This is a genomic window from Methylobacterium mesophilicum (genome assembly GCF_022179445.1).
GTDB lineage: Bacteria > Pseudomonadota > Alphaproteobacteria > Rhizobiales > Beijerinckiaceae > Methylobacterium > Methylobacterium mesophilicum.
In genome coordinates, this window is sequence record NZ_BPQU01000006.1 from 112378 (window position 1) to 136306 (window position 23929).

A 23929-nucleotide genomic window follows, 5' to 3' on the forward strand; every position below is an offset into this window, starting at 1 on the left:
CGACCGTGCCCGAAAATGCTTCGCACCGCCCGGCACCGGAACGCGGCGCAGGGCGGTGATTCGTAGAAGCGGAATCGGCCTGCTATTCGGCCGCCCCGCGCAGGGCTTCGAAGGAGGAGGCGGCCTCGTCCAGCCGCCGGACCGCCTCGTCGATCTCGCTGTCGCCGACGATCAGCGGAGGCAGCAGGCGGACGATGTTGTCGCCCGCCGGGATCACCAGAAGGTGGGCCGACCGGGCGGCGGCGGCGAAATCGGTGTTCGGCACGCCGAGCTTGAGGCCGAGCATCAGGCCCTCGCCGCGGACCTCCTGGAACACGTGCGGGTGGCGGTCGCGTAGGGAGGCCAGCTTCTGCTTGAGCAGCAGCCCGGCATGGGCGACGCGTTCGAGGAACCCATCCGCCAGCACCACGTCGAGCACGGCGTTGCCCACCGCCATGGCAAGCGGGTTGCCGCCGAAGGTGGTGCCGTGGCTGCCGGCGGTCATGCCGCGGGCTGCCTCGCTTGTGGCGAGACAGGCGCCCATCGGGAAGCCGCCGCCGATGCCCTTGGCCACGCTCATGATGTCCGGGGTGATGCCAGACCATTCGTGCGCGAACAGCTTGCCGGTGCGCCCGACGCCGGTCTGGACCTCGTCCATGATCAGCAGCAGGCCGTGCGCGTCGCAGATCTCCCGCAGGCGGCGCAGGTCCGCATGCGGGATCACCCGCACGCCACCCTCGCCCTGGATCGGCTCGATCATCAGGGCGGCCGTCTCCGGGCCGATCACCGCCTCCAGAGCCGCGAAGTCGCCGGCCGGGACCTGGTCGAAGCCCTCGACCTTGGGGCCGAAGCCCTCGATGTATTTCTGCTGGCCCCCGGCCGCCAGCGTCGCAAGGGTCCGGCCGTGGAAGGCCCCCGCGAAGGTGACGATCCGGTAGCGCTCCGGATTGCCGCCGGCCGCGTGGTACTTCCGGGCGATCTTGATCGCCGCCTCGTTGGCCTCCGCCCCCGAGTTGCAGAAGAACGCCACGTCCGCGAAGGTCGCGTCCACGAGGCGCTGCCCGAAGCGCTCGCCGCCCGGGATCTCGAACAGGTTCGACGTATGCCAGATCCGGCCGGCCTGCTCGGTGAGCGCGCCGACGAGGTGCGGATGGGCATGGCCGAGGCCGTTGACCGCGATGCCGGCGCCGAAATCGAGATAGCGCTCCCCGGCCTCCGTCACGAGCCAGGCGCCCTCGCCGCGCTCGAAGGCGAGCGGCGCGCGGACGTAGGTCGGCAGAAGGGCTGACGTCACGGATCCCGTCTCCGTCTCTCAAGGCACCGGAGCAAGCATTGTGCCGGCCCCAAATGAAAGTGCCGCCTCGTCATGGGCGGCACGCGCGCGATTACTATGAAACGACCGCCTCCTGTCAACGTTGGGACGTCGGTCAAGGGTGCGCGGTAGCTCTGCGCGATGCTTGCGCGGATCGGATTTCAGCGGTGTGACACCGGACGAGCGCGTCGCTCCGGATCCTGGAAACGGCACGCCGCGCTCGCTTCTTGGGTCGCATCCTCTTTTTTCCGAAAGCCGGCGGCCACCTTTCGGGACGATGCCCCGGTCCCCTTGCGCGGCGGGGGGCGGGCATGCTCCTGCTCCCGCCGAGCCGAGTCAGCATGGGAGATTCTGATGAGCACGATCAAGGACCGTCTGGAGAGCCTGGGCCTCACCCTGCCGAAGGCGGCGGCGCCGGTGGCCAACTACGTGCCCTTCGTGCGCACCGGCAACCTCGTGGTGATCTCCGGCCAGGTCTGCTTCGGCGCGGACGGGACAATCGCCCCCGAGCACAAGGGCAAGGTCGGCGGCAACGTCTCGGCCGAGGCCGGCAAGGCGGCGGCCCGGCTCTGCGCCCTCAACGTCCTGGCCCAGCTCGAAGCCGCGGTGGGCGACCTCGACCGGGCCCTGGAGCAATGCGTGCGGCTGGGCGGCTTTATCAATGCGGCCCCGGGCTTCTCCGCGGTGGCCGGGGTGATGAACGGCGCCTCCGACCTGATGGTCGAGTTGCTGGGCGATCGCGGGCGCCATGCCCGCTCGACGGTCGGCGTCGCCGAACTGCCCCTCGACGCCGCGGTCGAGGTCGAGGCCATCTTCGAGGTCCGGTGAGCGTGGCCGCACCAGACTGGCTCACCGCGCGGCCGATCGCCCATCGCGGGCTGCACGACCGGGCGGCGGGCCGGCCGGAGAACACCCTGGCTGCCGCCCGTGCGGCGGTGGCGGGGGGCTTTGCCATCGAATGCGACGTTCAACTGAGTGCCGACGGCGAGGCGATGGTGTTCCACGACGCGGCGCTGGGCCGGCTGACCGGGGCGAGCGAGGCGGTCGGGACCAAGTCCGCCGCCGAACTCGGGGCCCTCGCAGTCGGCGGGACCGCCGAGACGATCCCGACCCTGTCGGCCTTCCTGGCGGCGGTGGCCGGGGCCGTGCCGGTCGTGATCGAGGTCAAGTCCCGCTATGACGGCGACCTGCGCTTGGTGACCCGCGCGGCCGAGATCGCCGCCGCCTCGGGCGGCCCCGTGGCGATGAAGTCCTTCGACCCGCAGTTGGTGGCCGCCTTGCGGGATCTCTGCCCGCCCGCGATTCCCCGGGGGATCGTGGCGGAGACCACCCAGGACGACCCGGCCTATGCCGGCATGCCCTGGGCGACACGCCGGGCCCTGTCCAACCTGCTGCATTTTTCGGACTCGCGGCCGGACTTCCTGTCGTGGCGGGTCGACGACCTGCCCTGCGCGCCGACCTACCTGTGCCGCCTCCTCGGCCGCATCCCGGTGATGGCCTGGACGGTGCGGAATGAGGACCAGCGCGCCCGCGCGGGCGCGCACGCGGACCAGATGGTGTTCGAGGGCTTCGTTCCGTGATCGATGCGGGCGGTTCGGTTTTGCCGCCCGACGGTGTGACGCCGTCGTCCATCTGACAAGTCCGTCGGGCAGCCGCGCGCATCCGCCCGCTTGCCCGGCTGTCCGCCCCGGCTAGATTGGACGCATGAAGCAAGCACCCGGGCCGGCGCCGGAGACCTCCTCACTCACCGTGCGGGCGATGACCGGCTTGAAGGAGATCGGCGCGGCGGCCTGGGATGCCTGCGCGTTCTCCCCCGAGACCCTGGCGGCGGGCGACGAGACCTACAACCCGTTCGTCTCGCACGCCTTCCTGTCGGCGCTGGAAGACTCTGGCTGCGTCGCGCGCAAGACCGGCTGGCTGCCGCTCCACGTGGCGGTGGAGCGCGAAGGCACGCTGCTCGGGGTGGCACCCTGCTATCTGAAGTCGCACAGCCAGGGCGAGTACGTGTTCGATCACGGCTGGGCCGACGCCTACGAGCGGGTCGGTGGCGCCTATTATCCGAAGCTGCAGGTCAGCGTGCCGTTCACCCCCGTGAGCGGCCCGCGCTTCCTGATCGCCCCGGGGGCCGATCCGGACGAGGCGACCGCCGGCCTGGTCGCGGGCCTGCGGGCGCTCCGGGCCGAGACCAAGGCGTCGTCGATCCACGTCACCTTCATGCGCGAGGCCGAGTGGGAGCGGGCCGGGGCCGCGGGCTTCCTGCAGCGCACCGACCAGCAGTTCCACTGGGAGAATGCCGGCTACGCGAGCTTCGATGATTTCCTGAACGCCCTCGCGTCCCGAAAAAGAAAAACCATCCGCAAGGAGCGGCGCGACGCGCTGGCCCCCGGGATCACGGTCGAGCACCTGACCGGCGCCGACATCACCGAGGCCCATTGGGACGCGTTCTACGGTTTCTACATGGACACCGGCGCGCGCAAATGGGGGCGCCCCTACCTCAACCGCCGGTTCTTCTCGCTCCTGTCCGAGCGCATGGCCAACCGGGTGCTGCTGATCATGGCCCGCCGCGGTGGCGCTTACATCGCCGGGGCGATCAACCTGATCGGCGACACGGCGCTCTACGGGCGCAACTGGGGCTGCATCGAGGACCACCCGTTCCTGCATTTCGAGATCTGCTATTATCAGGCGATCGATTTCGCGATCAGCCGCGGTCTGAAGCGGGTCGAGGCCGGGGCGCAAGGGGAGCACAAGCTGGCCCGCGGCTACAGGCCGGTGCTGATGCACTCCGCCCACGACATCGCCGACCCGGCCTTCCGCCGGGCGGTGGCCGATTATTTGCAGCGGGAGCGGGCCCACGTCGCCGAGGCGGTGGACGTCCTCGACACGCTCACGCCGTTCCGGCGCACCGACGCGGACGCCGTCGGCGACGCTGCGGCCCGGTCCACGCCTTCGTCCCCCGAGAGCCCGAGCACATGAGCCCGATCGACCACATCAAGACCTATGCCGACGAGCTGACGGCCCTGCGCCGCGACCTGCACGCCCACCCGGAACTCGGCTTCGAGGAGGTGCGCACCGCCGGCATCGTCGCCGACCTGCTGGAGCAGTACGGCTGCGAGGTGCATCGCGGCGTCGGCGGCACCGGCGTGGTCGGGCTCCTGAAGGGCCGCACCGACAACGGTCGTCGGATCGGCCTGCGTGCCGACATGGATGCCCTACCGATCGAGGAGGAGACCAACCTCCCCTATCGCTCGACCTACCCGGGCAAGATGCACGCCTGCGGCCATGACGGCCACACCACGATGCTGGTCGGCGCGGCGCGCTACCTCGCCGAGACCCGCGACTTCGACGGCACGGCCGTGTTCGTGTTCCAGCCCGCCGAGGAGGGCCGCGGCGGCGCCCGGGCGATGCTGAAGGACGGTCTGTTCGAGCGCTTCCCGTGCGACGAGATCTACGGCCTGCACAACCAGCCGGGCGGCGGCCACGGGCGGATCAAGCTGCGCCCCGGGCCACTCATGGCGGCGGCCGACTTCTTCGACATCCACATCCGTGGCCGGGGCGCCCACGCCGCCCATCCGCAAGGCGGCATCGATCCGATCGTGATCGCCACCGGGCTCGCACAGGCGCTTCAGTCGATCGTCTCGCGCAACGCCGACCCGCTGAAGTCGATCGTGCTGTCGATCACCCGGATCTCAGCCGGCTCGGCCTACAACGTCATCCCGGAGACGGCGCAGCTCGCCGGCACGATCCGCACCTTCGACCGGGAACTCCGGGCGCTCGCCGGAACCCGCATGCGCGAACTCGCCGCGGGCTTCGCCGCCGCGTACGGCGCCGAGATCAAGGTCGACATCCACGACATGTTCTCCGTTCTGGAGAACGCGCCCGAGCAGGCGGCCGCCGCCACCGCAGTGGCGACCGAACTCCTCGGGTCCGACAACGTCGAGGCGGATGCCGCCCCGAAGATGGGCAGCGAGGATTTCGCCGACATGGCCCAGGCGGTACCGGCCGCGTATGTCTGGCTTGGCTCGAACCCCGGTCCGGGCCTGCACAATGCCAGCTACAATTTCGACGACACGGTCATCCCGATCGGCAGCGCCTTCCTGGCCCGGATGGTCGAGAGCCGCACCGCCGCCTGAGGCGGCGCCTCAGCCCGCTGCGGTCGCGATCCGCGACCGCAGCGCGTCCAGCGCGCGAGCGAAGACTGCCGGCTCGTCGAGCGCCCGCGCCAGCACGATCGCCCCCTGGATCTGCGCGACGATCTCTTCCGCGAGCGCGACGCTCGCCGCCTCACCGTGCCCCGCACGCCGCAGGGCGTCGGCGAGGGCGGCGATCCAGCGGGCGAAGTAGCCCCGCACCGCCTCGGCGAACAGGTCGCGGTCGCTGCCGAGCGCGAGGACGCCGACGAGGCAGACCCGCTGACCCGACCGGAAATAGGTATGGACCGCCGTGAACATGTCCGAGATCGCGGTCTCGGGCCGGTCCGCCTCGCGCAGCGGCCGGTACAGATTGGCCTCGAACCACGCGTCGATCTCGGCGAGCACGCAGGCCGCCATCTCGGCCTTGCCGCCCGGGAACAGGTGATACAGGCTGCCCTTGCCCAGGCCGGTGGCCTTGCCGATCAGCGCCAGGCTGGCGCCCGCGTAGCCGCGCTCGCGAAACACCTCCGCGAGCACCGGCAGCGTTTCGGTCAGCATCGTCACCGGGTCTAGAGGCCGAGATCGCTCAGGCCCGGATGATCGTCGGGGCGCCGGCCGAGCGGCCAGTGGAACTTCCGGTCGGCGGCGGCGATCGCCAGATCGTTGATGCTGGCGAGCCGGCGGCGCATCAGCCCGTGCGCGTCGAACTCCCAGTTCTCGTTGCCGTAGGAGCGGAACCATTGCCCGGCCGCGTCGTGCCACTCGTAGGCGAAGCGCACGGCGATCCGGTCCCCGCCGCAGGTCCAGAGTTCCTTGATCAGCCGGTATTCGAGCTCGTGCGCCCACTTGCGCTGCAGGAACGCGACGATCGCCGCGCGCCCCGACAGGAATTCGTTCCGGTTCCGCCACACGCTCTCCTGCGTGTAGGCGAGCGACACCCGCTCGGGATCACGCCCGTTCCAGGCATCCTCGGCCATGCGGGCCTTCTGGGCGGCGGTCTCCGAAGTGAAGGGCGGCAAAGGCGGGCGGTCCGACATGGGCGTATCCTCGCAGTTTGTACCGATCGGTACAGATGTGGACGCACCGCGAGCCCGCGTCAACCGGAACGGCCGGCCTCGCGCATCTGTAGGGCTCGTCCGAAGGCGACGACGGAATCCGCGCCCTGGGCCCGATAGGCGGCCGGAGCCGTTCCGATGATCCGCCGAAACATCGCAGCGAAGGCGCTCGGCGTGTCGTATCCCAAAGCGGCCGCGGTCTCGGCGACCGATCCGCCCCCGACCAGCATCGGCAGTGCGGCCAGGACCCGGGCCTGCTGCCGCCAGACCGAGAACGGGACTGCCAGCTCGCGCTCCGCCAGCCGCGCCAGCGTTCGCGGCGAGGCCCCAGCAGCCCGGGCGAGTGCCGCCATGTTCCGCCGGTCGCCGGGATGGGCCAGGACCGCGTCGCAGACGCGCCGGAGCCGCGGGTCGTCCGGCATCGCCAAGCGGAGCGGGCAATGCGGGAGCGCGGCCACCTCGTCGAGCAGGACCTCGAACAAGCGCCCCCGCCGTCCGTCCCGATCGCCCGCCCCGGCGTCGCGGATCGCCCGCAGGATCAGCTCGCGCAGGAGCGGCGTCATCGCGAGGCCGGTCGGCGCGGCCGGCAACGCGGCCGGCACGGCATGGTCGGCGACGTAAAAGGTCCGGAGCGAAACGGCGCCGCGGGCGCGCATGGCGTGTTCGACGCCGGCCCCGACCCACAGCGCGCGCTGCGGCGGAACGAGCCACAGGCTGCCCGCCGCGCGGATCTCCATCACCCCGGCAATCGCGTAGATTAGCTGTGCGCGGGCGTGACAATGCGGGCCGACGATCCCGCCATCCGGGTAGTCGCGGCCGAGGCAGATCACTGTCGGGCCGCGGAAGGCAGGAGGACCGAACACGATCCGGTCGTCAGGCCGCCGGTTCCGCGCCGAGATGAGCCACGAGAAAATCGCGGGCGGCTCCACTGGTGCGGTCGAAGTGCCGGAGATAGGGGTCGAAATGGCCGCCCGGCACCATCATGAGGTTCTTGGGCGGCAGGGCACGCTGATAGGCCTCCAGGCACAGGTCGGTGGCCGTGAGAGCGTCGTCCTCGGCCACGATCATCAGCAGCGGCGTCGGGCTGATCCGGGTGATGTGCACGCCCGGCTCGTTCTCGCGGGATAGTTCGGCGCTGCGCAGCGTCACTGCGTTCCGCCAGGCCGGCGCGAAGGCTTGGGTGCCGGTGAAGAAGGCGTGGCCGTCCTGTCCCGGCATCGCACAGGGTTGGAGCGGATCGTTCGACACCGCCGGCAGCATGGCCGGCTCCCCGCCGCGGAAGCGCGCGGCGCGGTCGGCCTCGAAGCGGCGCAACTGGGCCGGGACGAGATCGGACCGGGTCCGGCGCTGCGCCGAGAGCGAACCGCTGATCTGCGGCACCTGCGCGACGACGCATCGGACCCGGCGGTCGATCGCCGCGACCTCGATCACGTGGCCCCCGCTGAAGCTGGTGCCCCAGATCCCGATCCGGTCCGGATCGATCCACGGGATCGTCTGCGCGAAACTGATCGCATCCCGGTACCCGCGCTTCTGCACGGTCGGGTCGACCTCCTGGCGGGGCAGTCCGTCGCTGGCGCCGAAATGGGGGTGGTCGTAGACCAGGACGCCGAGGCCCGCCGCCGCAAAGATCTCCGCGTACCGATCGAGATACTGCTCCTTCACCGCCGAGAAGCCGTGGGCCATCACCACGGCCGCAACGGACGCTCCCGCCGGTGTTTCCGGCCGGTAGAGCCAGCCCCGCAAGGTCCGACCCTCCGAACCGAACTCGATATCGCTTCGCATCGGTCCCCCCCTCGTTCGCCGAGGCATCGTGCCGGACCATGCTTAGGTGGGCGCGGTGAATCCAGTCAAAGACGGCGCCGTTTCGGCCAGAGATCCGTGTCGCCCGGTGGCGTCGTCCACCATCGACAGCCAAGCCGATCGGTGCAACGCTGGCAATCAAAGCGCCGCGGAGCGCGGCCCGGAGGAACGGGTGATACGATCGGGGAGGCTCATGGCGCCGGACATTCAGGAATCGCGGGCCGCGCTCATTCTTCTAGCGGTCGTGGTCGGGGCTGTGCTGCTGTTCGGCGCGTTCACGCTGGTCACGCAGATCGGCTGAAGCTCGCCCGGGAACTACAACCGATGCGCGTCCATCGACATGGCGCGAAACCGGGGATGGTTCGTCGGTCGGCGGGAATAACCTCAATCCATCAGTAGAATGACCGGGAGAGCATTGAGGTTGCGGTGTTGAGTTAACCGCCTCTTAATTCCATCATGGGTTGTATGACTGCGAAGAATGCGTGCGAGGGGCACGCCGGTTTCGGAGATCGCCCATGGTTGTCGACGCGATCAAGCGCCCGCGCGGCCTGCCGGTGGATCTGTCGGCAGCCCTCGACGCGTCCGGCGTGATCGGCGCCTGGTCATGGTCGCCCCGGTCCGATCGCTGCACCTTGGATGCGGGCGCCGCCGACGTGCTCGCAGGCGATCCCGGCCTCGCAGGGCGTCCGATCCCGCTGGAGATCGCGAAGGCTTGCGTCCATCCCGAGGACCGGCCGGCGGTGGTGCGGCACTTCCAGGCGGTCCGCGAGCGCGGCGGCCTGTTCGTAGCCGAGTACCGCACGCTCTCGCCAACCGGCCAGGTCCGGTGGATCCTCGACCGCGGCCGGCTGCCGGCGGGCGCGTCGAGCCGGCGGACGGGGCACGGCATCATCATCGACGTGACCGACAGCCGGCTCGAGGACGAGCAGGCCGCCCCGTTGCCCGTCGAGCCGCTGGATGCGCTCTCGGTCGCCATCGACCGCGCCCTCGAATGCCGCGACGCGCTCGAAGGGGTCGCGGATACCGAGCTGCAATTGCTGATCGATATGTTGCTGCTGCGCCTCGGGCAAAGCATCGCCAAGACGCCCGCCGCCGCGGCCGGCCGGCGTGGGCATTGACGGATCGCAGAGGCTGGCTCCTCGGCGCCCTGGCACAGGATCGCGCGTGGAAGCGCGGACCGGATCGGCCTTCGGCGAGGATATCGGCCTTCAACACACCGATAGGGCCGGCTTCGAGGCGCCGCTCGCGAAGGCCGTGCGATCGCATGACTCGGGGGCGTACGGGCGGCTGAATGTCGACCCGGCTGAACGGGCGGTGCATCCGGAGCGGTGATTTGATTCGGCGACCCGGATACTGTTGTCTGGCCGTTGCCGGAGCGCCCTCAGTCTCCCCTCGATCGGACCTATATGCCGCCCTGCCCGCCGCCCGCATCCTGACGAGGCTGCCCCGATGGATCCCGGCGCGCGCGACACCGCTCGGCGGGGTGGTCTGTCCCGCTTCCTCGTTTTGTACGCTGCCCTCTACGGGGCCTACGGTTTCCTCTCGCCGATCCTGCCGGGTTTTCTTGCGGCGCGGGGGCTGGAGCCGGGGCAGATCGGCGCCCTCCTGGCCGCCGCCGGCGCCCTCCGGCTGGTAGTCGGCCCGCTGGCCGGCGCTTTCGCCGACCGGAGCCGAGGCGGCCGTCCCGTCCTGGCGGCGAGCGTCGCGCTCGCGGGTCTGGCCGTCCTCGCGCATTTGCCCGGCGTCGGTTTTTGGCAGCTCCTCGGGCCGGCCCTCCTGTACGCGGCCGGAACCGCCGCGCCCGCGCCGCTGGCCGACGCGCTAGCGCTCGCCGCCGCCCGGGGCGGGACCGTCTTCCAGTATGGCTGGGTCCGTGCCGCCGGCTCGGCGGGCTTCATCATCGCCACCGGCGCTGCCGGCTGGCTGATCGCCGCGTCCGGCTTGTGGGCCGCGCTGGTGGCGAGCGGGGGCCTGTTCATCGCCGCTTCGGGGGCGGCCCTGGCGCTGCCGATCCGCGAAGGCGCCAAGAAAGGCGCCATGCCATGGCACAACTTCGCCGATCTGCTGCGGCTGCCGCGCTTCCTGCGCGTGGTCTTCGCGGCTTCGCTGGTGGTCGGCGCCCACGCCATGCACGACGGTTTCGCCATGATCCTGTGGCGCGGCGCCGGGATCGGAGCCGGCACCGCCGGGCTGCTCTGGTCCGGATCGGTGGCGGCCGAGGTGCTGGTGTTCCTGCTCGTCGGCCCCTGGCTCCTGGCACGGATCGGGCTCCCGGCCGGAATCGCGGTTGCGGCGCTGGCCGGCGCCCTGCGCTGGGCGGCGCTCGCCTCGACGACCGCGATCCCCGTCCTTGCCGCCGCGGAACTCCTGCACGGGCTCAGCTTTGCCCTCCTGCATCTGGCCTGCCTCGGCCTGATCGAAGCCGCGACGCCCCCGGAACGCCGGGCCACCGCGCTGGCGCTCTACGGGACCCTCGGCCTCGGCCTGTCCGGCGTGCTGGCGACGCTGGCCTCCGGCGCGCTCTTCGGCGCGTTCGGGGCGCCGGCCTTCTGGGCGATGGCGGCCCTGAGCCTCGTCGCCCTGCCGCTGGTGCCGGGCCTGCGCGACGGCTGAAGCCGCGGGTTCTTTTCCCGGCCCTGTGGTACGGACCCGGAACGGACCCGCCCGATACACCCGCATGCCCTTTGTCGCCGAGATCCTGATCCCGCTGGCGCTCGAAGCGCCCTACAGCTACGCCGTGCCCGGCGGCCTCGACCTCGCGGTCGGCGACGTGGTGCAGGTGCCACTCGGGCCTCGCGAGATCGTGGGCGTCGTCTGGGGTCTGGCCGAGACGGCCGGCGGATCGAACCTGCGCCCCGTGACTGGCACCCTGCCCTACGCACCCCTCTCGGAGCCGCTGCGCAGCCTGGTCGATTGGATCGCCCGGTACACCCTCGCCCCGAAGGGCTCGGCGCTCGCCATGGTGCTGCGCCTGCCCGACGAGGCCGCCGCCGCCGAGACCGCCCGGGTCGCGGTGCGCCTCACCGACAAGCCGCCCTCACGGCCGACCGCGGCACGGGCTAAGGTCGTGGCGACGGCGGCCGACCGGGTGCTGCGCGGCAAGAGCGCGCTCGCCAAGGAGGCCGGGGTCTCGCTCTCGGTGATCGACGGCCTGATCGATGACGGCGTCCTGGAGACCATCGCGGTCGAGCCCGAGCCGGTCGCCCTGCCGCCCGATCCCGACTTTCCGCGCACGCCGCTTTCGCCCGCCCAGGCGGGGGCGGTGACGGAACTGGTCGAGCCGTTTCCGTGGCTGCAACCCGACGCAGAGGCGGCCGACAACCGGCCGATCCTGCTCGAGGGGGTCACCGGTTCGGGCAAGACCGAGGTCTATTTCGAGGCGGTCGCGGCCTGTATCCGAACTGGGCGGCAGGCGCTGATCCTGATGCCCGAGATCGCCCTGACGGCGCAGTTCCTCGACCGGTTCGCCCAACGCTTCGGGGTCCGGCCGGCGGCCTGGCATTCCGGCATCGGCGGCAAGCGCCGCGAGCGCCTGCGGGCCGCGGTGGCGGCCGGCGAGGCTCTGGTGGTTGTCGGCGCCCGCTCGGCGCTGTTCCTGCCGTTCGCCCGCCTCGGCCTGATCGTGGTCGATGAGGAGCACGAGGCCGCCTACAAGCAGGAGGACGGCGTCCACTACCACGCCCGCGACATGGCGGTGGTGCGCGGGCGCTTGGAGGGCTGCCCGGTGGTGCTGGCCTCGGCGACGCCGTCGATCGAGACCCGGGTGAACGCGGCGCGCGGGCGCTACCGCCACGTGCTGCTGCCGGAGCGGTTCGGCGGACGACGCCTGCCCGACATCGCCGCCATCGACATGCGCAAGGACCAGCCCGAGCGGGGCCGCTTCCTCAGCCCGCCGCTGGTCAACGCTGTTAAGCACACCCTGGAGCGCGGCGAGCAGGCGCTGCTGTTCCTCAACCGCCGGGGCTACGCGCCACTGACCCTGTGCCGGGCGTGCGGGCACCGCTACCAGTGCAAGAACTGCTCGACTTGGTTGGTGGAGCACCGGTTCCGGCGCGCCCTCGTCTGCCATCAGTGCGGCTACACCGAGCGGCGGCCTGAGGCCTGCACCGAGTGCGGTACCTTCGACAACCTGACGGCCTGCGGCCCGGGCGTCGAGCGGATCGCCGAAGAGGCCGCCGGGCTGTTCCCGGACCGGCGCATCGTCGTCCTGTCGAGCGACTTTCCCGGCGGTGCCGACCGGCTGCGCCAGGAGTTGGAGGCGGTGGCGGCCGGGGAATGCGACCTCGTCATCGGCACGCAGCTGGTGGCGAAGGGCCACAACTTCCCGAGCCTCACCCTGGTCGGGGTGCTGGACGCCGATATCGGCCTGACCTCGGGCGATCCCCGGGCGGCGGAGCGCACCTTCCAGCTGCTCCAACAGGTCACCGGCCGGGCCGGGCGCGGCGACAAGCCCGGGCGGGCGCTGGTCCAGACCTACCAGCCCGAGCACCCGGTGATCGCCTCGCTGCTGTCGGGGGATGCGGAGCGCTTCTATCAGGAGGAGATCCACGCCCGCGAGGCGGCGGGCCTGCCGCCGTTCGGGCGGCTCGCCGCGCTGATCGTCTCGGCCGCCGAGCGGGAGGTCGCCGAGGCGCACGGACAGGCGCTCGCCCGCGCCGCCGACCCGCCGGAGGGTGTGATGGTTCTGGGGCCCGCAGAGGCGCCGCTCGCCCTGGTCCGGGGCCGCTACCGCTTCCGGCTGCTGGTGAAGACCGAGCGCAACATCGACATGCAGACCTATCTGCGCGCCTGGATCGCCCGCGGCCCGAAGGTGCGCGGCAACGTCCGGGTCGCGATCGATGTCGACCCGCAGAGCTTTTTGTAAGACAGTGCGGCCACGGGCAGCGGACCCGCGGCCGGAACCCGGCGGCGGGACGCGTGCGGTTCCCGGAGGAGCGATCAGTGCTGAGCTATACCAAGACGCCGGACTCGAACGTCGCCGAGATCGTGGTCGACGGCAAGATCTCCGACGAGGAGATGAACGCCGCGATGAATGCCATGAAGGCGGACCTCGACAAGGGCGGCAAGATCAAGCTGCTCGAGGATATCCGCGCCTTCGAGGGCATGGAGCCGGCGGCCTTCTTCAAGGACCCGCGCTTCGGCATCTCGATGATGAAGAGCGTCAGCCACGTCGCCCTGGTGACGGATGCGCCCTGGCTGAAGGCGTTGGCCGAGACCTTCAACTTCGTCTCGCCGACCCAGATCAAGGTGTTTGAGCGCGCCCGCCTCGCCGAGGCGCGGACCTGGCTCGCCGGCGCCGCCTGACCGTCGTCAGTCGGCCTGCGCGGTGCGGTCGTTCCTGCGCCGCGCGGTCCAGCGGCCGGAGCACAGGGTGGCGACCTTCCAAGTGCCCGAGCCGGTGCCGGCCTGAAGCCGCCCGGTTCCAGTCCCGCTCGCCGTCCCGTTGGTGACGGCGAGCCCGACGCTGCCGTCGGCGCCGACATGGCCGCTCACCCGGGCCCCCGCCTCGCCCGAGACCAGCTGCACTTGGCCCCCGCGGATCGCCAGGGCGTAGGTGTAGCGGGCGCTGCACAGGCCGCTCTCGGTCACGAGTTCCACCGACCACGTCCCGTTGTTCGCGCCCTGTGCGGCATGGGCCGACGGCGATACGCCGGAGGACAGGCCGGCGGCGAGAGCCGCGGCGGCGACCAGCTTGATCATGCAGGTATCTCTTTCAGCAAAGCGCGTGCCGCCCGTCATGGCGCGCCGGGTCACACTCGTCGATGGAGGATGACACGATGCTGAATGAGAGAAGCGGCAAGAGTATGGCCGCACGTATTTTTGAGGTGAGATCAGGATCCGCGGGCGGATGGCGCAGGAATAGCCACGCTGCGTTTTGCGATTGCTTGGCGGTATTGGCGCAGCGGGCGGGCGTTCATGCGAACACCGTATCGTGAGCGATGCACATCCTGACTCGCGGCAATGGTCCGCCAGGTCAGCTCTCAGAGCTCAGATCGCTGATGGATGAAAGCCGTTGAGGCGCCCGCGTACCAACCTCCGGGGTTCCCGGTCGCACGCATCTCAGGATGCGGCGTGGGTCCCCCTCCCGTGCGGGAGAGGGACAGGGCGAGGGATGCGCCTTTTCCGGAAAGATTTCGTCTCTTACCCCAACCTTCTCGCGCACGGGATAAGGGGCACCCCGCGGCTGGCAGGAGCGCCTGTGCTTCAAGACCTGCTAGGCTGTAGTTCGAACAAGAAGCGAGAAGGAAACTGAGGCTCAAAGAGTAGCGCGGCCAAACCGATCCAGTTGCGTAATCCTGACCTCGGCCCTCAATCCGTCAGCGAGCGCGCCTCTTCCGGCAGCATGATCGGGATGCCGTCGCGGATCGGGTAGGCCAGCTTGGCCGAGCGGCTGATCAGCTCCTGGCGGGCGGAATCGTATTCGAGCGTGCCCTTGGTCAGCGGACAAACCAGGATCTCGAGGAGCTTGGGGTCCACGCGGGTCGCCTCGACGGTGGTTGTGAGGTCGTTGGTCATCGGTCGTGCGAGCCTATTGCATCGTCGGCTCGGGGCCGGAGCCGCGAACCAGTTCCATCTGCGTGACCGCGATCAGGATTTCCGCCCGGGTTTTCAGGTCGGGGGCCTCCAGCATCGCTTGCTTTTCGCGGACGCCGAACGGGCTCATCATGCAGAGGGCGTTGACCAGCGCCTCGTCCGGCGCTTCGTCGATCCCGTCCCAATCCACCTTCAGATCGTTCGATTCCACGAAGTCGCGCAACGCCTTGAGGACGCCGTCGCGGTCGACCTGTTCCTCGCCCGCCCGCGGCTCGAAGTCCACCGCGAAGTCTTCGTAGGAGACATGGCAGCGGCGGTAGGTGCTGGTGGAGGCCAGCTCGCTCTCGACCCGGAACCGGCTGATACCGGTCAGCGAGACGAGGTAACGGCCGTCGCCGGTCTCGGCGTATTGCGTGATCCGCCCGGCGCAGCCGACACGGTAGAGCTTGGGGTTCGCCGCCCCCGACCCTTCCGGATCGGGCTGGATCATCCCGATCACCCGATCCGTGCGCATCGCGTCGTCGATCATCGACAGGTAGCGCGGCTCGAAGATGTTCAGAGGCATCTGGCCGCGTGGCAGCAGCAGCGCGCCAGGCAGCGGAAAGACCGGGATGACGGCGGGGCAATCCGCCGGGCCCTTGTAGCTCGCATGGGTGCTCATGGCGCCTCCCGGATGGGCCTGATGCTGGGGCGGCATATCCGCCCCAGGGCGAGCCGTAATGTTACGAAAACAGGAGCGCCGAGAGCTTGCGCCGGCCCCGGATCGTGTCGGGATCCATCACGCCCCAGGCCTCGAAGAACTGCAGGAGCTGCTTGCGCCCCGCATCCTCGTTCCACTCCTTGTCGCGCTTGCGCAGCTCGATCAGGTGATCGACCGCCTGTCCACGCTCGCCCGCGGCGGCGAGACCCAGGGCGAGGTCGAACCGTGCCTGGTGGGCGTCCGGATTGGCCTCGACCTCCCGCTGCAGCCCCGCGAGGTCGCCGAGCGAGGCAGCCTGCTCGGCGAGTTCCAGGGCGGCACGGACGCCGGTGAGGGCCGGGTCGGCGGCCTTGGCCTCCGGGACCATCGCCAGCACGCGCTTGGCGTTCTCGATCTCGCCCGCGTCGAGCTGCATCTTCGCCAAGCCGGCGAGCGCCGCGACGTTGTCGGGCTGCTGCTCCAGGATTGCGGCGTAGATCTCGGAGGCGCCCGCGAGGTCGCCCTCCTCGATCAGGGCGGCGGCGTCCGCGAGCGCCAGCTCGACCGGATCCTGGGCTGGGCCCGCGACGCGGTCGATCAGATCCTTGATCTGGCTCTCCGGCACCGCGCCCATGAAGCCATCGACGGGCTGGCCCTTCTGGAACACGATCACCGCCGGGATCGACTGGATTCCGAGCTGGCCCGCGATCGAGGGATGGTCGTCGATGTTCATCTTGACCAAGGCGACGGCGCCCTTGGCCGCCTTGACCACCTTCTCCAAGACGGGCGTGAGCTGCTTGCAGGGGCCGCACCACGGCGCCCAGAAATCGACCAGGACCGGCCGGTGCATCGACTCGGCGATGACGTCCTGCCGGAAGCCCGCGGTGGTCGTGTCCTTGATCAGGGCATCGGTGTCGCCGGCCGGGGCGGGGCCGCCGGCAAGGGTGTCATTCAGCATTGGCCTGGCTTCGGAACTTTTTTCGTGGAGCGCCTTAGATGGGGCTTCGAACGGGGTCTGACCAGCCCAAACTCACCGGGCAGGCGCCCCGGGTGTCCCCTTCTCCGCAGCTTTGGCGGCCGTCACGAAGGTTCCCGCGAAGGTGCGCCCGTCCGACGTGCTGGCCTCGCAGGTGATCGCGGTACGGCCCGGCTCCGGGGCGGAGAAGCGGCAGGCGCCGATCGCCAGCGTCGGCGTCCCGTCCTTGCCCACCATCACCAGGTTGATCGGCTGAAGCGGGTCGGTTTCCTCGGTCGCCTCCTGCTGGGCACCGTTGCCGCTGAAGCTGACGGTCTGGCCATCCTTGGCGGAGAAGTCGAAGCTCGTGCGGTTGCGGTTCACGGCGTTCATCAGCACGCCGCTGCAAGACGCGCTGAGATCCTGCCCGTTGACGATGAGCTTCTCGCACGACCCTTCGAGCCGGAGCGCGGCCTGCGCGTGCGCCGTGCAGGGGAGGCCGAGGAGAGCGCAGAGCAATGCGAGGCGCAGTCGGTTTCTCATGGCGGGCCGGGTCTCCTCCGTTTGCCGTCGAACTAGGCGTTCGGAGCGGTCTGTCGAGGGAGGCGGGTCTGCCAAGCTTGATCGATCTCCGTTCAAGCGAACCTTCAAGCGAACCGAAGAGCGCGGTCGTTAGGTGCTGTCAGATCCAGTTCCGGACCGAGCGGTACGATCCTGGTCGGATTGATAGTCGGGTGGCTCTCGTAATAATGCCGTTTGATGTGCGTGAGATCGACCGTCGAGGCGACACCGGGAAGCGCGTAGAGGTCGCGCAGATAGTTCGACAGATTTGGATAGTCCGCGATCCGGCGACGGTTGCATTTGAAGTGCCCGACATAGACGGCATCGAACCGCGCGAGCGTCGTGAACAAGCGGATATCGGCCTCGGTCAGCCTGGCGCCGCAAAGATAGCGGCCCCGGTCGAGGCGCTCTTCCAGCGCGTCGAGTTCGGCGAACAGCGCCTCGAAGGCTGCCGCGTAGGCGTCCTGCGCGGTGGCGAAGCCGGCCTTGTAGACGCCGTTGTTGACCCGGTCGTAGACCCGCTCGTTGATCGCGTCGATCTCGGTGCGCAGGTCCTCGGGGTACAGGTCCGGCCCGGTCCCCCCGAACGCACCGTTGAGCATGCGCAGGATCTCGGCGGATTCGTTCGACACGATGGTGCCGCGCTCGCGGTCCCATAGCACCGGTACCGTGACGCGGCCGGTATAGGACCGATCCGCCGCCAAATAGACTTCGTAGAGGCGGTTGGCGTGATGGATCGGATCCGGCGTCGCCCCCGGGGTGTCGCCGAACACCCAGCCCTCGGCGCCCATATGCGGATCCACCACCGAGACGGTGATCGCCTCCTCCAGGCCTTTGAGCGCGCGCCCGATCAGGGTGCGGTGGGCCCACGGGCACGCCAGCGAGACGTAGAGGTGGTAGCGCCCGGGCTCGCCGTTGAAGCCGCCCTCCCCTGAAGGACCAGGCGCGCCGTCGACGGTCACCCAATTGCGGAAGGACGAGGCCTTCCGCTCGAACCGACCTCCGGTCGAGGCGGTGTCGTACCACTGGTCGCGCCAGACGCCGTCGACGAGGAGGCCCATGGTGATGTCCCGGTTCAGATGGTCACCAGGGCGAGATGGGAGCCCGTGCGTCTGCGGAAAGGGGCAGGCGGCGTCCTCACGCCCGGTTCCGGTCTGCGCCCGAGCCTCGTGCAACGCAGGCTTGCGCACTTACTTCTGTTGCAGCGCAACATAATCGGCCATTTTCCGGCCACCCGCCCGCTGCTGCGCAATCACAGCGCTCATGGCCCGGCGGGAGACTGGATGGAGCTGAGAGATGTCGTTCGCGCTGGTGCCCGTCGCTGAGGCGGCCCTGTTCACCCTGGGGTGCCTGCTGATCCACACCCTTCGGCGGCATGCGGACGTGGTCACGGCGACGCTCGCCTGCGTTGCCACCCTGCTTGTGCTGATGATCGGGATCGCCTGCGCCCCCGAATCCTTCGTCAAGTATCAGGGGGCCAGCATCACCGAGTTCGCTAGACTGGATCCGGCGATCTACTGAGCTGCGGCGGCGCGCCCGGCGCCGTTCATCTGGGCGAGGCGCCCGCCGGTCCCGCGCTGGCCCGAGACCGCCACGTCGAAATCGTCCCGCGGGAGCCGCGCCAGGAATCGCTCGGCCAGTTCGAACAGCAGGATGTCGGGGCGCACGCGTTCGATGTAGCCCCAATCGAGGCTGGCCGACCAGACGAAGTGAACCTCGCGGAAGCTTTCGGCCAGCAGCCCGGTCAGCAGGAACGGGTCGAAATGTGCGCAGGAATCGCCGAACAGCACGAGGCGGCGTGGGTCGGCGTCCTCCGTCTCGTTCCGGAAGACGACGTGGGCGCCGACATGGGCTTCCCGGTCGCGCCCCTGCGCCTCGTAGGCGGCGAGCAGCGGGCCGATCTCGACCCGCTTGGCGTCGCGCAGCAGCATGAACCGCTCCAGCCGCTCCCGCGGACGTTCGCTGAGCTTCTCGCCGAGATCCATCACGGCTTCGGTGACGAGTTGCGGGCGCGCGCCGATATCGGCCGGCGGGATCGACCCGAGCGCGCGCATGATCTCGCGATAGGCCAGGAGGCAGCCCTGGATGGTCCAGTGCGTGTCGGTCCGGAGGTAGAGCGGAACCGGGCCGTCGCGCCCGGCCCGGAGGGGCGCCAGGAGATCGAGATAGGCCGGATGCCGGGCCAGGCGCCGAGCTAGGCGGCGGGTGGAAGCCTTGCCCGGGGCGTAGCGCAGCCCGTCGGTCTTGTCGTCGTAGACCGACAGCTTCTCCGGAACGATCACATGCAGGCAGCGGATCCCGAGGCGCTCCGCGCGCCGGGCCCGGGCTTCGATCAGTCGCGTCCAGCCGCGCAGCAGCAGCCAGTGCCGCAACCCGCCCCGGTAGCGGTCCAGGACGCGGTTGGTGCCGCCGATGAGGAACAGCCATCCGTCGCGGCCGACATGTACGCTTTCCCTGCCTGCAGCCATGGCGGTGCTTTAGAGCCGTTCCCGACCACCTTGCAATCGGGAACGGTGCCGGGCCGACGGCCCGACGAGCGCTTCGGCCGCACGCTGCCGGGGCGCCGAGGCCGGACCCGTCCGGGATCGCACGCGTTCGACCGACATGTCGTCCAGCGCCGCCCTGATGCCCGCCCCCTCGCCGGCCGAAAGCCGAGACTCGGCCCGTACCCGTCCGGCCCGCCTCTGGCGTCCGCGCCGGGTGCTGGTGACCCCGGCCGCGCTGGATTTCGCGCATGGGCGTGCCATTGTGGCGCGGGCCGAGGCGATGGGGCTGCCGGTTGAGCGGCTCGCCGCAAACCGCCTCACCGGCCTACGCGACGCAGATCCGCGCCGGGCCTACACCGCCGCCAAGGCGACCCTCGCCATCACGGTAGCGCCGCCGACGAAGCTGCGGCTGCAGCCGATCCCGCCCTCGGCCGACTGGCGCTTCGACCTCGCGGAGGGCTGCCCGGCCCATTGCCAGTATTGCTACCTCGCCGGCTCGCTCCAGGGGCCGCCCGTGACCCGGGCCTACGCCAATCTCGATGCAATCCTGGACAACCTGGCGGCCTATGCCGGCCAGGGTGCCGTGACCTCCGCCTCAACGGAGCGCGCCCACGAAGGCACGACCTTCGAGGCGTCCTGCTACACGGATCCTCTGGGCATCGAGCATCTCACCGGCTCGCTCTCGGCGGCGATCCGGCATTTCGGTGCCTGGGACGCGCCGGTGCAGCTGCGCTTCACCACGAAATTCGCCGCCGTCGCCCCACTCCTCGACCTGCCGCATAACCGGCGCACGCGGATCCGCTTCTCGGTCAATGCCCGTCCCGCTTCCCGCTACGAGGGCGGCACCGACCCGCTCGACGCGCGGCTGGCCGCCATGGGCGCGATGGCCCGGGCCGGCTATCCAGTGGGCCTGACCATCGCGCCGATCATTCCGGTGCCCGATTGGGAGGCGGCCTATGCCGGACTGATCCGCGATGCCGCCGACGCGCTGGCCGGCATCCCTGATCTGGACCTGACCGCCGAACTCATCACCCACCGCTTCACGCCGATCTCGAAGGCGGTCCTGCGCGGCTGGTACCCGGGCTCGGACTTACCCCTCGACGAGGCCGACCGCGTGGAGAAGCGCACCAAGTTCGGCACCGTGAAGCACGTCTTCCCGAAGCCCCTGATGCAGGCGATGCGCGCGCATCTCACGGATCGCCTCGCCCGCGATCTACCGGCCGCGCGGGTGCTCTACTGGACCTGAGCCGGTTCGGGCTCCATGTCACGTCTCATGCATGACGCGGCCCCCCTGATCCTGACGCTCGCCTTCGACGAGCCGACTTTCGCGCGATTCGACGGCGAGCGCCGACGCAACTTTCCGGAGGCCCTGAACTTCATTCCCGCTCATGCGACGCTGTTCCACCACCTGCCGGGGGACCGGGAGCGCGGCGTGATCGAGGCGGTGACGACGCTGGCCCGCACGGTTCCGGCCCCGGGAGTCGCCGTCACGGGTCTGCGCTTCACTGGCCGGGGCGTGGCCTACGTCCTCAAATCCGAGTCGTTGTCGCACTTCCGGGCGCGGCTGGCGAAGACGTTTGAGCCCTACCTCACCGCGCAGGACCGGCAGGGCTGGCGGCCGCACGTGACCGTGCAAAACAAGGTCACCCCCGACAAGGCCCGGGCGCTCCACGCCGACCTGGCGGCCGGCTTCGCGCCGTTCCACTTCACCGCGCCCGCGACGCGACTGTGGCGCTATCTCGGCGGTCCCTGGGAGCCCGTCGCCACGCTGGCCTTCGGGGAGAATGCCTGATGGTTCTCACGCTGACCGGCAGGGGAGCGCCATGAGGGCGCCGGATGCCCTGCAGCGCAATCCCCTGACCGGACGCGCGATGTCGGTCTGGCTGCGCCTGCGGCTGAACGAGGTCGGGCCCCTCGTGGCTCTGCTTGGGGTCAGCATCCTCGGCTACGGCTTCTTCTACCTCGCCCACGAGGTCGGCGAAGGTTCGACCGCGGCCCTGGACCGCAAGATCCTGCTGGCCCTGCGCAATCCCGCCGACCTATCCGATCCGATCGGGCCGCCCTGGCTCGAAGAGACGATGCGCGACATCACCGGGCTCGGCAGCGTCTTCACGGTGCTGTTCCTGACCTGCGCGGTGGCGGCCTACCTGGCGGTTTCCGGACGCCGGCGGATCAGCGTGTTCGTGCTCGCCGCGGTCGGCAGCGGTGAGCTGATCTCGACGGTGCTGAAGCTGTTCTACCAGCGGCCCCGGCCGGACCTTGTCCCGCACGGCATGGAGGTGTTCACGGCGAGCTTCCCGAGCGGCCACGCCACCATGTCGGCCATCGCGTACCTGACCCTGGCGACCCTGATCGCCCGGCTCGACCGCAATCGCAGCGCGAAGGCCCTGGTGCTTGGGCTCGGGGTCGGCCTGACGCTGCTGGTCGGGCTCAGCCGGATCTATCTCGGCGTGCACTGGCCGAGCGACGTACTGGCCGGCTGGTGCATCGGCGCGGCCTGGGCATCGCTGTGCTGGTTCGTCGCCCTCCAGCTTCAGCGGCGGGGCGAGGTGGAGGCGCCCGATCCCCCGCCGCCCGCCTGACCGGGCGATTAAAGTAAACCGGAGGTTAAGGTGGGCCTCAGGGTGCCCTTGGGCCTGAATCGAGGTTGTCGGAACGACCGATAACCTGAGGACAGCGATCGTGATCGAGCGTCGCCAAACCGCCCGCCGCCGCGTCTGCCTGGGCGGACGCGTTCGGACCGCTGCCTTCCTGCCGGACACCGACTGCATCGTGCGCGACGTTTCCCTCGGCGGCGCCAGGATCGGCGTCCTGCCCAAGGTGACGCTGCCGGATTGCTTCGACCTGTTCATCCCGTGCCGCAACGAGACCCGCCGCGCCTGGGTGGCGTGGCGGGCGGGCACGATGATCGGCCTCGGTTTCGAGGCGACGCGGGCGGCGTCCGAGCCGGAGGTCGTCGCCCGTCGTCTGGCCGACAGCAAGTCGGAGGTCGCGCGTCTGCGCGCCGCGCTGCTGTCTGGAAACGACCGGGCACCAGCCGGCGTTCACTGACGGGACAGCGTCGATCGCGGACGTTCGTGCCACGCGGCGGCGATTCGGTGTCGTGACCAGGATTCAGCGAAACGGCGAGGCTCATGGCGGACGACACCCGGCTCTCACGACGCACCCTCCTGGCCGCGGGAGGCGCCCTGGCTGGTGCCGGCCTCGGCAGCCCGGCCCAGGCGGCCCAGCCCGGCCCGGCGGTTCCGGCGGATACCGGGGCGGTCCAGGGCGGGCGCGTGATGTTCCCGAACTGGCGCGGCCCGGCCGATCGGCCGCCGGCACCGAGCCCGGCGCCGCAACCTCCGGGTCAGCGGGTCGGCTATTGCGTCGTCGGCCTCGGGCGTTTGAGCCTCGACGAGATCCTGCCGGCCTTCGGGGCTACCAAGCGCTCGCGGCTGGCCGCGGTGATGTCGGGCACCCCCGACAAGGCCAAGCTCGTGGCACGACAATACGGGCTGCCCGAGGATGCCGCCTACGGCTACGATGAGTGGGACCGGCTGAAGGCCAATGCCTCAATCCAGGCGGTCTACATCGTGACGCCCAACAGCGTGCACCGCGACAACGTCCTGGCCGCGGCGGCGGCCGGAAAGCAGGTGCTTTGCGAGAAGCCGATGGCGGTCGCGTCGCAGGAATGCCGCGACATGATCGCGGCCTGCAACCAAGCCAACGTCAAGCTGATGATCGCCTATCGCTGCCAGTACGAGCCCCATAACCGCGCGGTGATCAAGCTCGCCCGCTCAGGCGAGTTCGGCCGTCCCCGGATGATCCAGGCCTTCAACGGCCAGACCAGTGGGCTACCCGAGCAGTGGCGGCTCAAGAAGGCGCTCGCGGGCGGCGGCTCGCTGCCGGATATCGGGCTCTACTGCCTCAACACCACCCGGGCCGTCCTCGGTGAGGAGCCCGACCTGATCCAGGCCCAGATCCACTCCCCGCCCGACGACCCGAAGTTCCGCGAGGTCGAGGAGACGGTGACCTTCACGATGCGTTTCCCGTCCGGGGTGATCGCGCAATGCACGTCGAGCTACGGCGTGTACGAGGCCCGCAGCCTGATGCTGCACACCGGCGGCGCCACGGTCGATCTGCAGAACGCCTTCGCGTACGAGGGCCAGCGCCTGTTCGTGTCCCACCGCGACGGCAAGAACGGCGCCCGCGACGAGAAGGTCCTGAGCCCCAAGAACCAGTTCGCCCTCGAGATGGACCACTTCTCCCGATGCATCCAGGAGAACCTGCGGCCCCGCACCCCCGGCGAGGAGGGGTTGCAGGACCAGGTGCTGATGGAGGCGATCTACGAGGCCGCGCGCACCGGTGCGCCGGTGAAGGTCGGGCCCCCCGCGGGGGCCGCCTCCGGCCTCGACGTGACCCGCGGGCCGGAGCCGGAGGAGCCGAGCTGAGCGCG

General features: G+C 70.2%; 27 protein-coding genes. 15 read left to right on the forward strand and 12 right to left on the reverse strand.

All coding sequences use genetic code 11. The features are described from left to right. Positions 1-82: 82 nt before the first annotated feature. Positions 83-1273, reverse strand: a complete 1191-nt coding sequence (locus tag MFF40_RS09085; protein WP_147896349.1) for an aspartate aminotransferase family protein — start codon at positions 1271-1273, stop codon at positions 83-85. Between the two features lie 372 nt (positions 1274-1645). Here MFF40_RS09085 and MFF40_RS09090 point away from each other — a divergent pair, with 372 nt between their 5' ends. The 4 genes from MFF40_RS09090 (at position 1646) to MFF40_RS09105 (ending at position 5421) form a co-directional block, all read left to right on the forward strand. Beyond that, positions 1646-2119 (forward strand): RidA family protein, encoded by a 474-nt coding sequence (locus MFF40_RS09090; RefSeq protein WP_147854857.1) that lies wholly within the window; start codon positions 1646-1648, stop codon positions 2117-2119. A 2-nt stretch (positions 2120-2121) separates the two neighbouring features. Next, positions 2122-2871, forward strand: a complete 750-nt coding sequence (locus MFF40_RS09095) for a glycerophosphodiester phosphodiesterase family protein (RefSeq protein ID WP_147896350.1) — start codon at positions 2122-2124, stop codon at positions 2869-2871. A gap of 124 nt (positions 2872-2995) precedes the next feature. Beyond that, positions 2996-4264, forward strand: a complete 1269-nt coding sequence (locus tag MFF40_RS09100) for a GNAT family N-acetyltransferase (protein WP_238260193.1) — start codon at positions 2996-2998, stop codon at positions 4262-4264. Then, positions 4261-5421, forward strand: coding sequence for a M20 aminoacylase family protein (locus MFF40_RS09105; protein ID WP_147854860.1), 1161 nt, complete (start codon positions 4261-4263; stop codon positions 5419-5421). Before MFF40_RS09100 ends, MFF40_RS09105 begins: the two co-directional genes overlap by 4 nt. 9 nt (positions 5422-5430) lie before the next feature. Here the strand turns inward: MFF40_RS09105 and MFF40_RS09110 are convergent, their stop codons facing one another. Genes MFF40_RS09110 through MFF40_RS09125 form a run of 4 tightly spaced genes read right to left on the reverse strand, consistent with a single transcriptional unit; the run spans position 5431 to position 8258 of the window. Further along, on the reverse strand, positions 5431-5979 hold the full coding sequence (locus tag MFF40_RS09110; RefSeq protein ID WP_238260194.1) for a TetR/AcrR family transcriptional regulator: 549 nt from the start codon (positions 5977-5979) through the stop codon (positions 5431-5433). A gap of 11 nt (positions 5980-5990) precedes the next feature. Next, complete coding sequence (locus MFF40_RS09115; RefSeq protein WP_147896353.1) at positions 5991-6458, reverse strand: nuclear transport factor 2 family protein; 468 nt, start codon at positions 6456-6458, stop codon at positions 5991-5993. Positions 6459-6517: 59 nt separating this feature from the next. Continuing rightward, the gene (locus tag MFF40_RS09120; RefSeq protein WP_210249474.1) at positions 6518-7339 is read right to left on the reverse strand and encodes an AraC family transcriptional regulator; all 822 of its coding nucleotides are present in this window, start codon (positions 7337-7339) and stop codon (positions 6518-6520) included. Between the two features lie 10 nt (positions 7340-7349). After that, a complete protein-coding gene (locus tag MFF40_RS09125) occupies positions 7350-8258 on the reverse strand; it encodes an alpha/beta hydrolase (RefSeq protein ID WP_147857147.1) in 909 nt (302 codons plus the stop codon). 533 nt (positions 8259-8791) lie between these two features. Here MFF40_RS09125 and MFF40_RS09130 point away from each other — a divergent pair. The 5 genes from MFF40_RS09130 to MFF40_RS09150 all read left to right on the forward strand — a co-directional run bounded on the left by MFF40_RS09130 (position 8792) and on the right by MFF40_RS09150 (position 13580). After that, positions 8792-9394, forward strand: a complete 603-nt coding sequence (locus tag MFF40_RS09130) for a PAS domain-containing protein (protein ID WP_147857146.1) — start codon at positions 8792-8794, stop codon at positions 9392-9394. A 46-nt stretch (positions 9395-9440) separates the two neighbouring features. Then, entirely contained in the window at positions 9441-9608 is a 168-nt protein-coding gene (locus tag MFF40_RS09135; protein WP_187277909.1) for a hypothetical protein, read from the forward strand. Positions 9609-9725: 117 nt separating this feature from the next. Beyond that, entirely contained in the window at positions 9726-10889 is a 1164-nt protein-coding gene (locus MFF40_RS09140) for an MFS transporter (protein WP_147896354.1), read from the forward strand. Positions 10890-10953: 64 nt separating this feature from the next. After that, the gene (locus MFF40_RS09145; RefSeq protein ID WP_147896355.1) at positions 10954-13140 is read left to right on the forward strand and encodes a primosomal protein N'; all 2187 of its coding nucleotides are present in this window, start codon (positions 10954-10956) and stop codon (positions 13138-13140) included. A gap of 77 nt (positions 13141-13217) precedes the next feature. Beyond that, positions 13218-13580 carry a SpoIIAA family protein gene (locus MFF40_RS09150; protein WP_147854795.1) on the forward strand — a complete coding sequence of 121 codons (363 nt, stop codon included), beginning with the start codon at positions 13218-13220 and terminating at the stop codon, positions 13578-13580. Positions 13581-13586: 6 nt separating this feature from the next. Here MFF40_RS09150 and MFF40_RS09155 read toward each other — a convergent pair whose 3' ends face one another. The 6 genes from MFF40_RS09155 to MFF40_RS09180 form a co-directional block, all read right to left on the reverse strand. Further along, positions 13587-13976 carry a hypothetical protein gene (locus MFF40_RS09155; RefSeq protein ID WP_147854794.1) on the reverse strand — a complete coding sequence of 130 codons (390 nt, stop codon included), beginning with the start codon at positions 13974-13976 and terminating at the stop codon, positions 13587-13589. A gap of 609 nt (positions 13977-14585) precedes the next feature. Beyond that, positions 14586-14792, reverse strand: coding sequence for a Trm112 family protein (locus MFF40_RS09160; protein WP_147854793.1), 207 nt, complete (start codon positions 14790-14792; stop codon positions 14586-14588). A 13-nt stretch (positions 14793-14805) separates the two neighbouring features. After that, on the reverse strand, positions 14806-15471 hold the full coding sequence (locus MFF40_RS09165) for an LON peptidase substrate-binding domain-containing protein (protein ID WP_147854792.1): 666 nt from the start codon (positions 15469-15471) through the stop codon (positions 14806-14808). Positions 15472-15532: 61 nt separating this feature from the next. Further along, entirely contained in the window at positions 15533-16447 is a 915-nt protein-coding gene (gene trxA / locus MFF40_RS09170; RefSeq protein ID WP_238260195.1) for a thioredoxin, read from the reverse strand. 72 nt (positions 16448-16519) lie between these two features. Beyond that, positions 16520-16987 carry a hypothetical protein gene (locus MFF40_RS09175; RefSeq protein WP_147854790.1) on the reverse strand — a complete coding sequence of 156 codons (468 nt, stop codon included), beginning with the start codon at positions 16985-16987 and terminating at the stop codon, positions 16520-16522. Between the two features lie 104 nt (positions 16988-17091). Then, positions 17092-18066 (reverse strand): glutathione S-transferase family protein, encoded by a 975-nt coding sequence (locus MFF40_RS09180; protein WP_238260196.1) that lies wholly within the window; start codon positions 18064-18066, stop codon positions 17092-17094. 235 nt (positions 18067-18301) lie between these two features. Here MFF40_RS09180 and MFF40_RS09185 point away from each other — a divergent pair, with 235 nt between their 5' ends. Further along, positions 18302-18526 (forward strand): hypothetical protein, encoded by a 225-nt coding sequence (locus tag MFF40_RS09185; RefSeq protein WP_147854788.1) that lies wholly within the window; start codon positions 18302-18304, stop codon positions 18524-18526. Here MFF40_RS09185 and MFF40_RS09190 read toward each other — a convergent pair. Further along, the gene (locus MFF40_RS09190) at positions 18520-19473 is read right to left on the reverse strand and encodes an alginate O-acetyltransferase AlgX-related protein (RefSeq protein ID WP_147854787.1); all 954 of its coding nucleotides are present in this window, start codon (positions 19471-19473) and stop codon (positions 18520-18522) included. The two genes, MFF40_RS09185 and MFF40_RS09190, sit on opposite strands and share 7 nt — an antisense overlap. A gap of 157 nt (positions 19474-19630) precedes the next feature. Between MFF40_RS09190 and MFF40_RS09195 the strand changes: the two genes are divergently transcribed. From MFF40_RS09195 to MFF40_RS09215, 5 genes are all read left to right on the forward strand, one after another. Next, positions 19631-20737: an SPL family radical SAM protein gene (locus tag MFF40_RS09195; protein ID WP_147854797.1), complete on the forward strand. Its 1107-nt coding sequence runs from the start codon at positions 19631-19633 to the stop codon at positions 20735-20737. Between the two features lie 27 nt (positions 20738-20764). Then, positions 20765-21283, forward strand: a complete 519-nt coding sequence (locus MFF40_RS09200; protein WP_238260240.1) for a 2'-5' RNA ligase family protein — start codon at positions 20765-20767, stop codon at positions 21281-21283. Between the two features lie 31 nt (positions 21284-21314). After that, a complete protein-coding gene (locus MFF40_RS09205) occupies positions 21315-22073 on the forward strand; it encodes a phosphatase PAP2 family protein (protein ID WP_238260197.1) in 759 nt (252 codons plus the stop codon). Between the two features lie 100 nt (positions 22074-22173). Then, on the forward strand, positions 22174-22542 hold the full coding sequence (locus MFF40_RS09210) for a PilZ domain-containing protein (protein ID WP_238260198.1): 369 nt from the start codon (positions 22174-22176) through the stop codon (positions 22540-22542). An 83-nt stretch (positions 22543-22625) separates the two neighbouring features. Further along, positions 22626-23924 carry a Gfo/Idh/MocA family protein gene (locus MFF40_RS09215; RefSeq protein ID WP_238260199.1) on the forward strand — a complete coding sequence of 433 codons (1299 nt, stop codon included), beginning with the start codon at positions 22626-22628 and terminating at the stop codon, positions 23922-23924. Positions 23925-23929: the final 5 nt, after the last annotated feature.

What these genes read in the sequence shown, in the direction of transcription:
- MFF40_RS09195 (WP_147854797.1), top strand. Translation starts at nt 19,631, where the DNA reads ATGCCCGCCCCCTCGCCGGCCGAAAGCCGAGACTCGGCCCGTACCCGT.
- MFF40_RS09165 (WP_147854792.1), bottom strand. Translation starts at nt 15,471, where the DNA reads ATGAGCACCCATGCGAGCTACAAGGGCCCGGCGGATTGCCCCGCCGTC.
- MFF40_RS09140 (WP_147896354.1), top strand. Translation starts at nt 9,726, where the DNA reads ATGGATCCCGGCGCGCGCGACACCGCTCGGCGGGGTGGTCTGTCCCGC.
- MFF40_RS09205 (WP_238260197.1), top strand. Translation starts at nt 21,315, where the DNA reads ATGAGGGCGCCGGATGCCCTGCAGCGCAATCCCCTGACCGGACGCGCG.
- MFF40_RS09160 (WP_147854793.1), bottom strand. Translation starts at nt 14,792, where the DNA reads ATGACCAACGACCTCACAACCACCGTCGAGGCGACCCGCGTGGACCCC.
- MFF40_RS09125 (WP_147857147.1), bottom strand. Translation starts at nt 8,258, where the DNA reads ATGCGAAGCGATATCGAGTTCGGTTCGGAGGGTCGGACCTTGCGGGGC.
- MFF40_RS09145 (WP_147896355.1), top strand. Translation starts at nt 10,954, where the DNA reads ATGCCCTTTGTCGCCGAGATCCTGATCCCGCTGGCGCTCGAAGCGCCC.
- MFF40_RS09190 (WP_147854787.1), bottom strand. Translation starts at nt 19,473, where the DNA reads ATGGCTGCAGGCAGGGAAAGCGTACATGTCGGCCGCGACGGATGGCTG.
- MFF40_RS09105 (WP_147854860.1), top strand. Translation starts at nt 4,261, where the DNA reads ATGAGCCCGATCGACCACATCAAGACCTATGCCGACGAGCTGACGGCC.
- MFF40_RS09100 (WP_238260193.1), top strand. Translation starts at nt 2,996, where the DNA reads ATGAAGCAAGCACCCGGGCCGGCGCCGGAGACCTCCTCACTCACCGTG.
- MFF40_RS09215 (WP_238260199.1), top strand. Translation starts at nt 22,626, where the DNA reads ATGGCGGACGACACCCGGCTCTCACGACGCACCCTCCTGGCCGCGGGA.
- MFF40_RS09185 (WP_147854788.1), top strand. Translation starts at nt 18,302, where the DNA reads ATGTCGTTCGCGCTGGTGCCCGTCGCTGAGGCGGCCCTGTTCACCCTG.
- MFF40_RS09200 (WP_238260240.1), top strand. Translation starts at nt 20,765, where the DNA reads ATGCATGACGCGGCCCCCCTGATCCTGACGCTCGCCTTCGACGAGCCG.
- MFF40_RS09175 (WP_147854790.1), bottom strand. Translation starts at nt 16,987, where the DNA reads ATGAGAAACCGACTGCGCCTCGCATTGCTCTGCGCTCTCCTCGGCCTC.
- MFF40_RS09115 (WP_147896353.1), bottom strand. Translation starts at nt 6,458, where the DNA reads ATGTCGGACCGCCCGCCTTTGCCGCCCTTCACTTCGGAGACCGCCGCC.
- MFF40_RS09090 (WP_147854857.1), top strand. Translation starts at nt 1,646, where the DNA reads ATGAGCACGATCAAGGACCGTCTGGAGAGCCTGGGCCTCACCCTGCCG.
- trxA (WP_238260195.1), bottom strand. Translation starts at nt 16,447, where the DNA reads ATGCTGAATGACACCCTTGCCGGCGGCCCCGCCCCGGCCGGCGACACC.
- MFF40_RS09180 (WP_238260196.1), bottom strand. Translation starts at nt 18,066, where the DNA reads ATGGGCCTCCTCGTCGACGGCGTCTGGCGCGACCAGTGGTACGACACC.
- MFF40_RS09130 (WP_147857146.1), top strand. Translation starts at nt 8,792, where the DNA reads ATGGTTGTCGACGCGATCAAGCGCCCGCGCGGCCTGCCGGTGGATCTG.
- MFF40_RS09110 (WP_238260194.1), bottom strand. Translation starts at nt 5,979, where the DNA reads ATGCTGACCGAAACGCTGCCGGTGCTCGCGGAGGTGTTTCGCGAGCGC.
- MFF40_RS09155 (WP_147854794.1), bottom strand. Translation starts at nt 13,976, where the DNA reads ATGATCAAGCTGGTCGCCGCCGCGGCTCTCGCCGCCGGCCTGTCCTCC.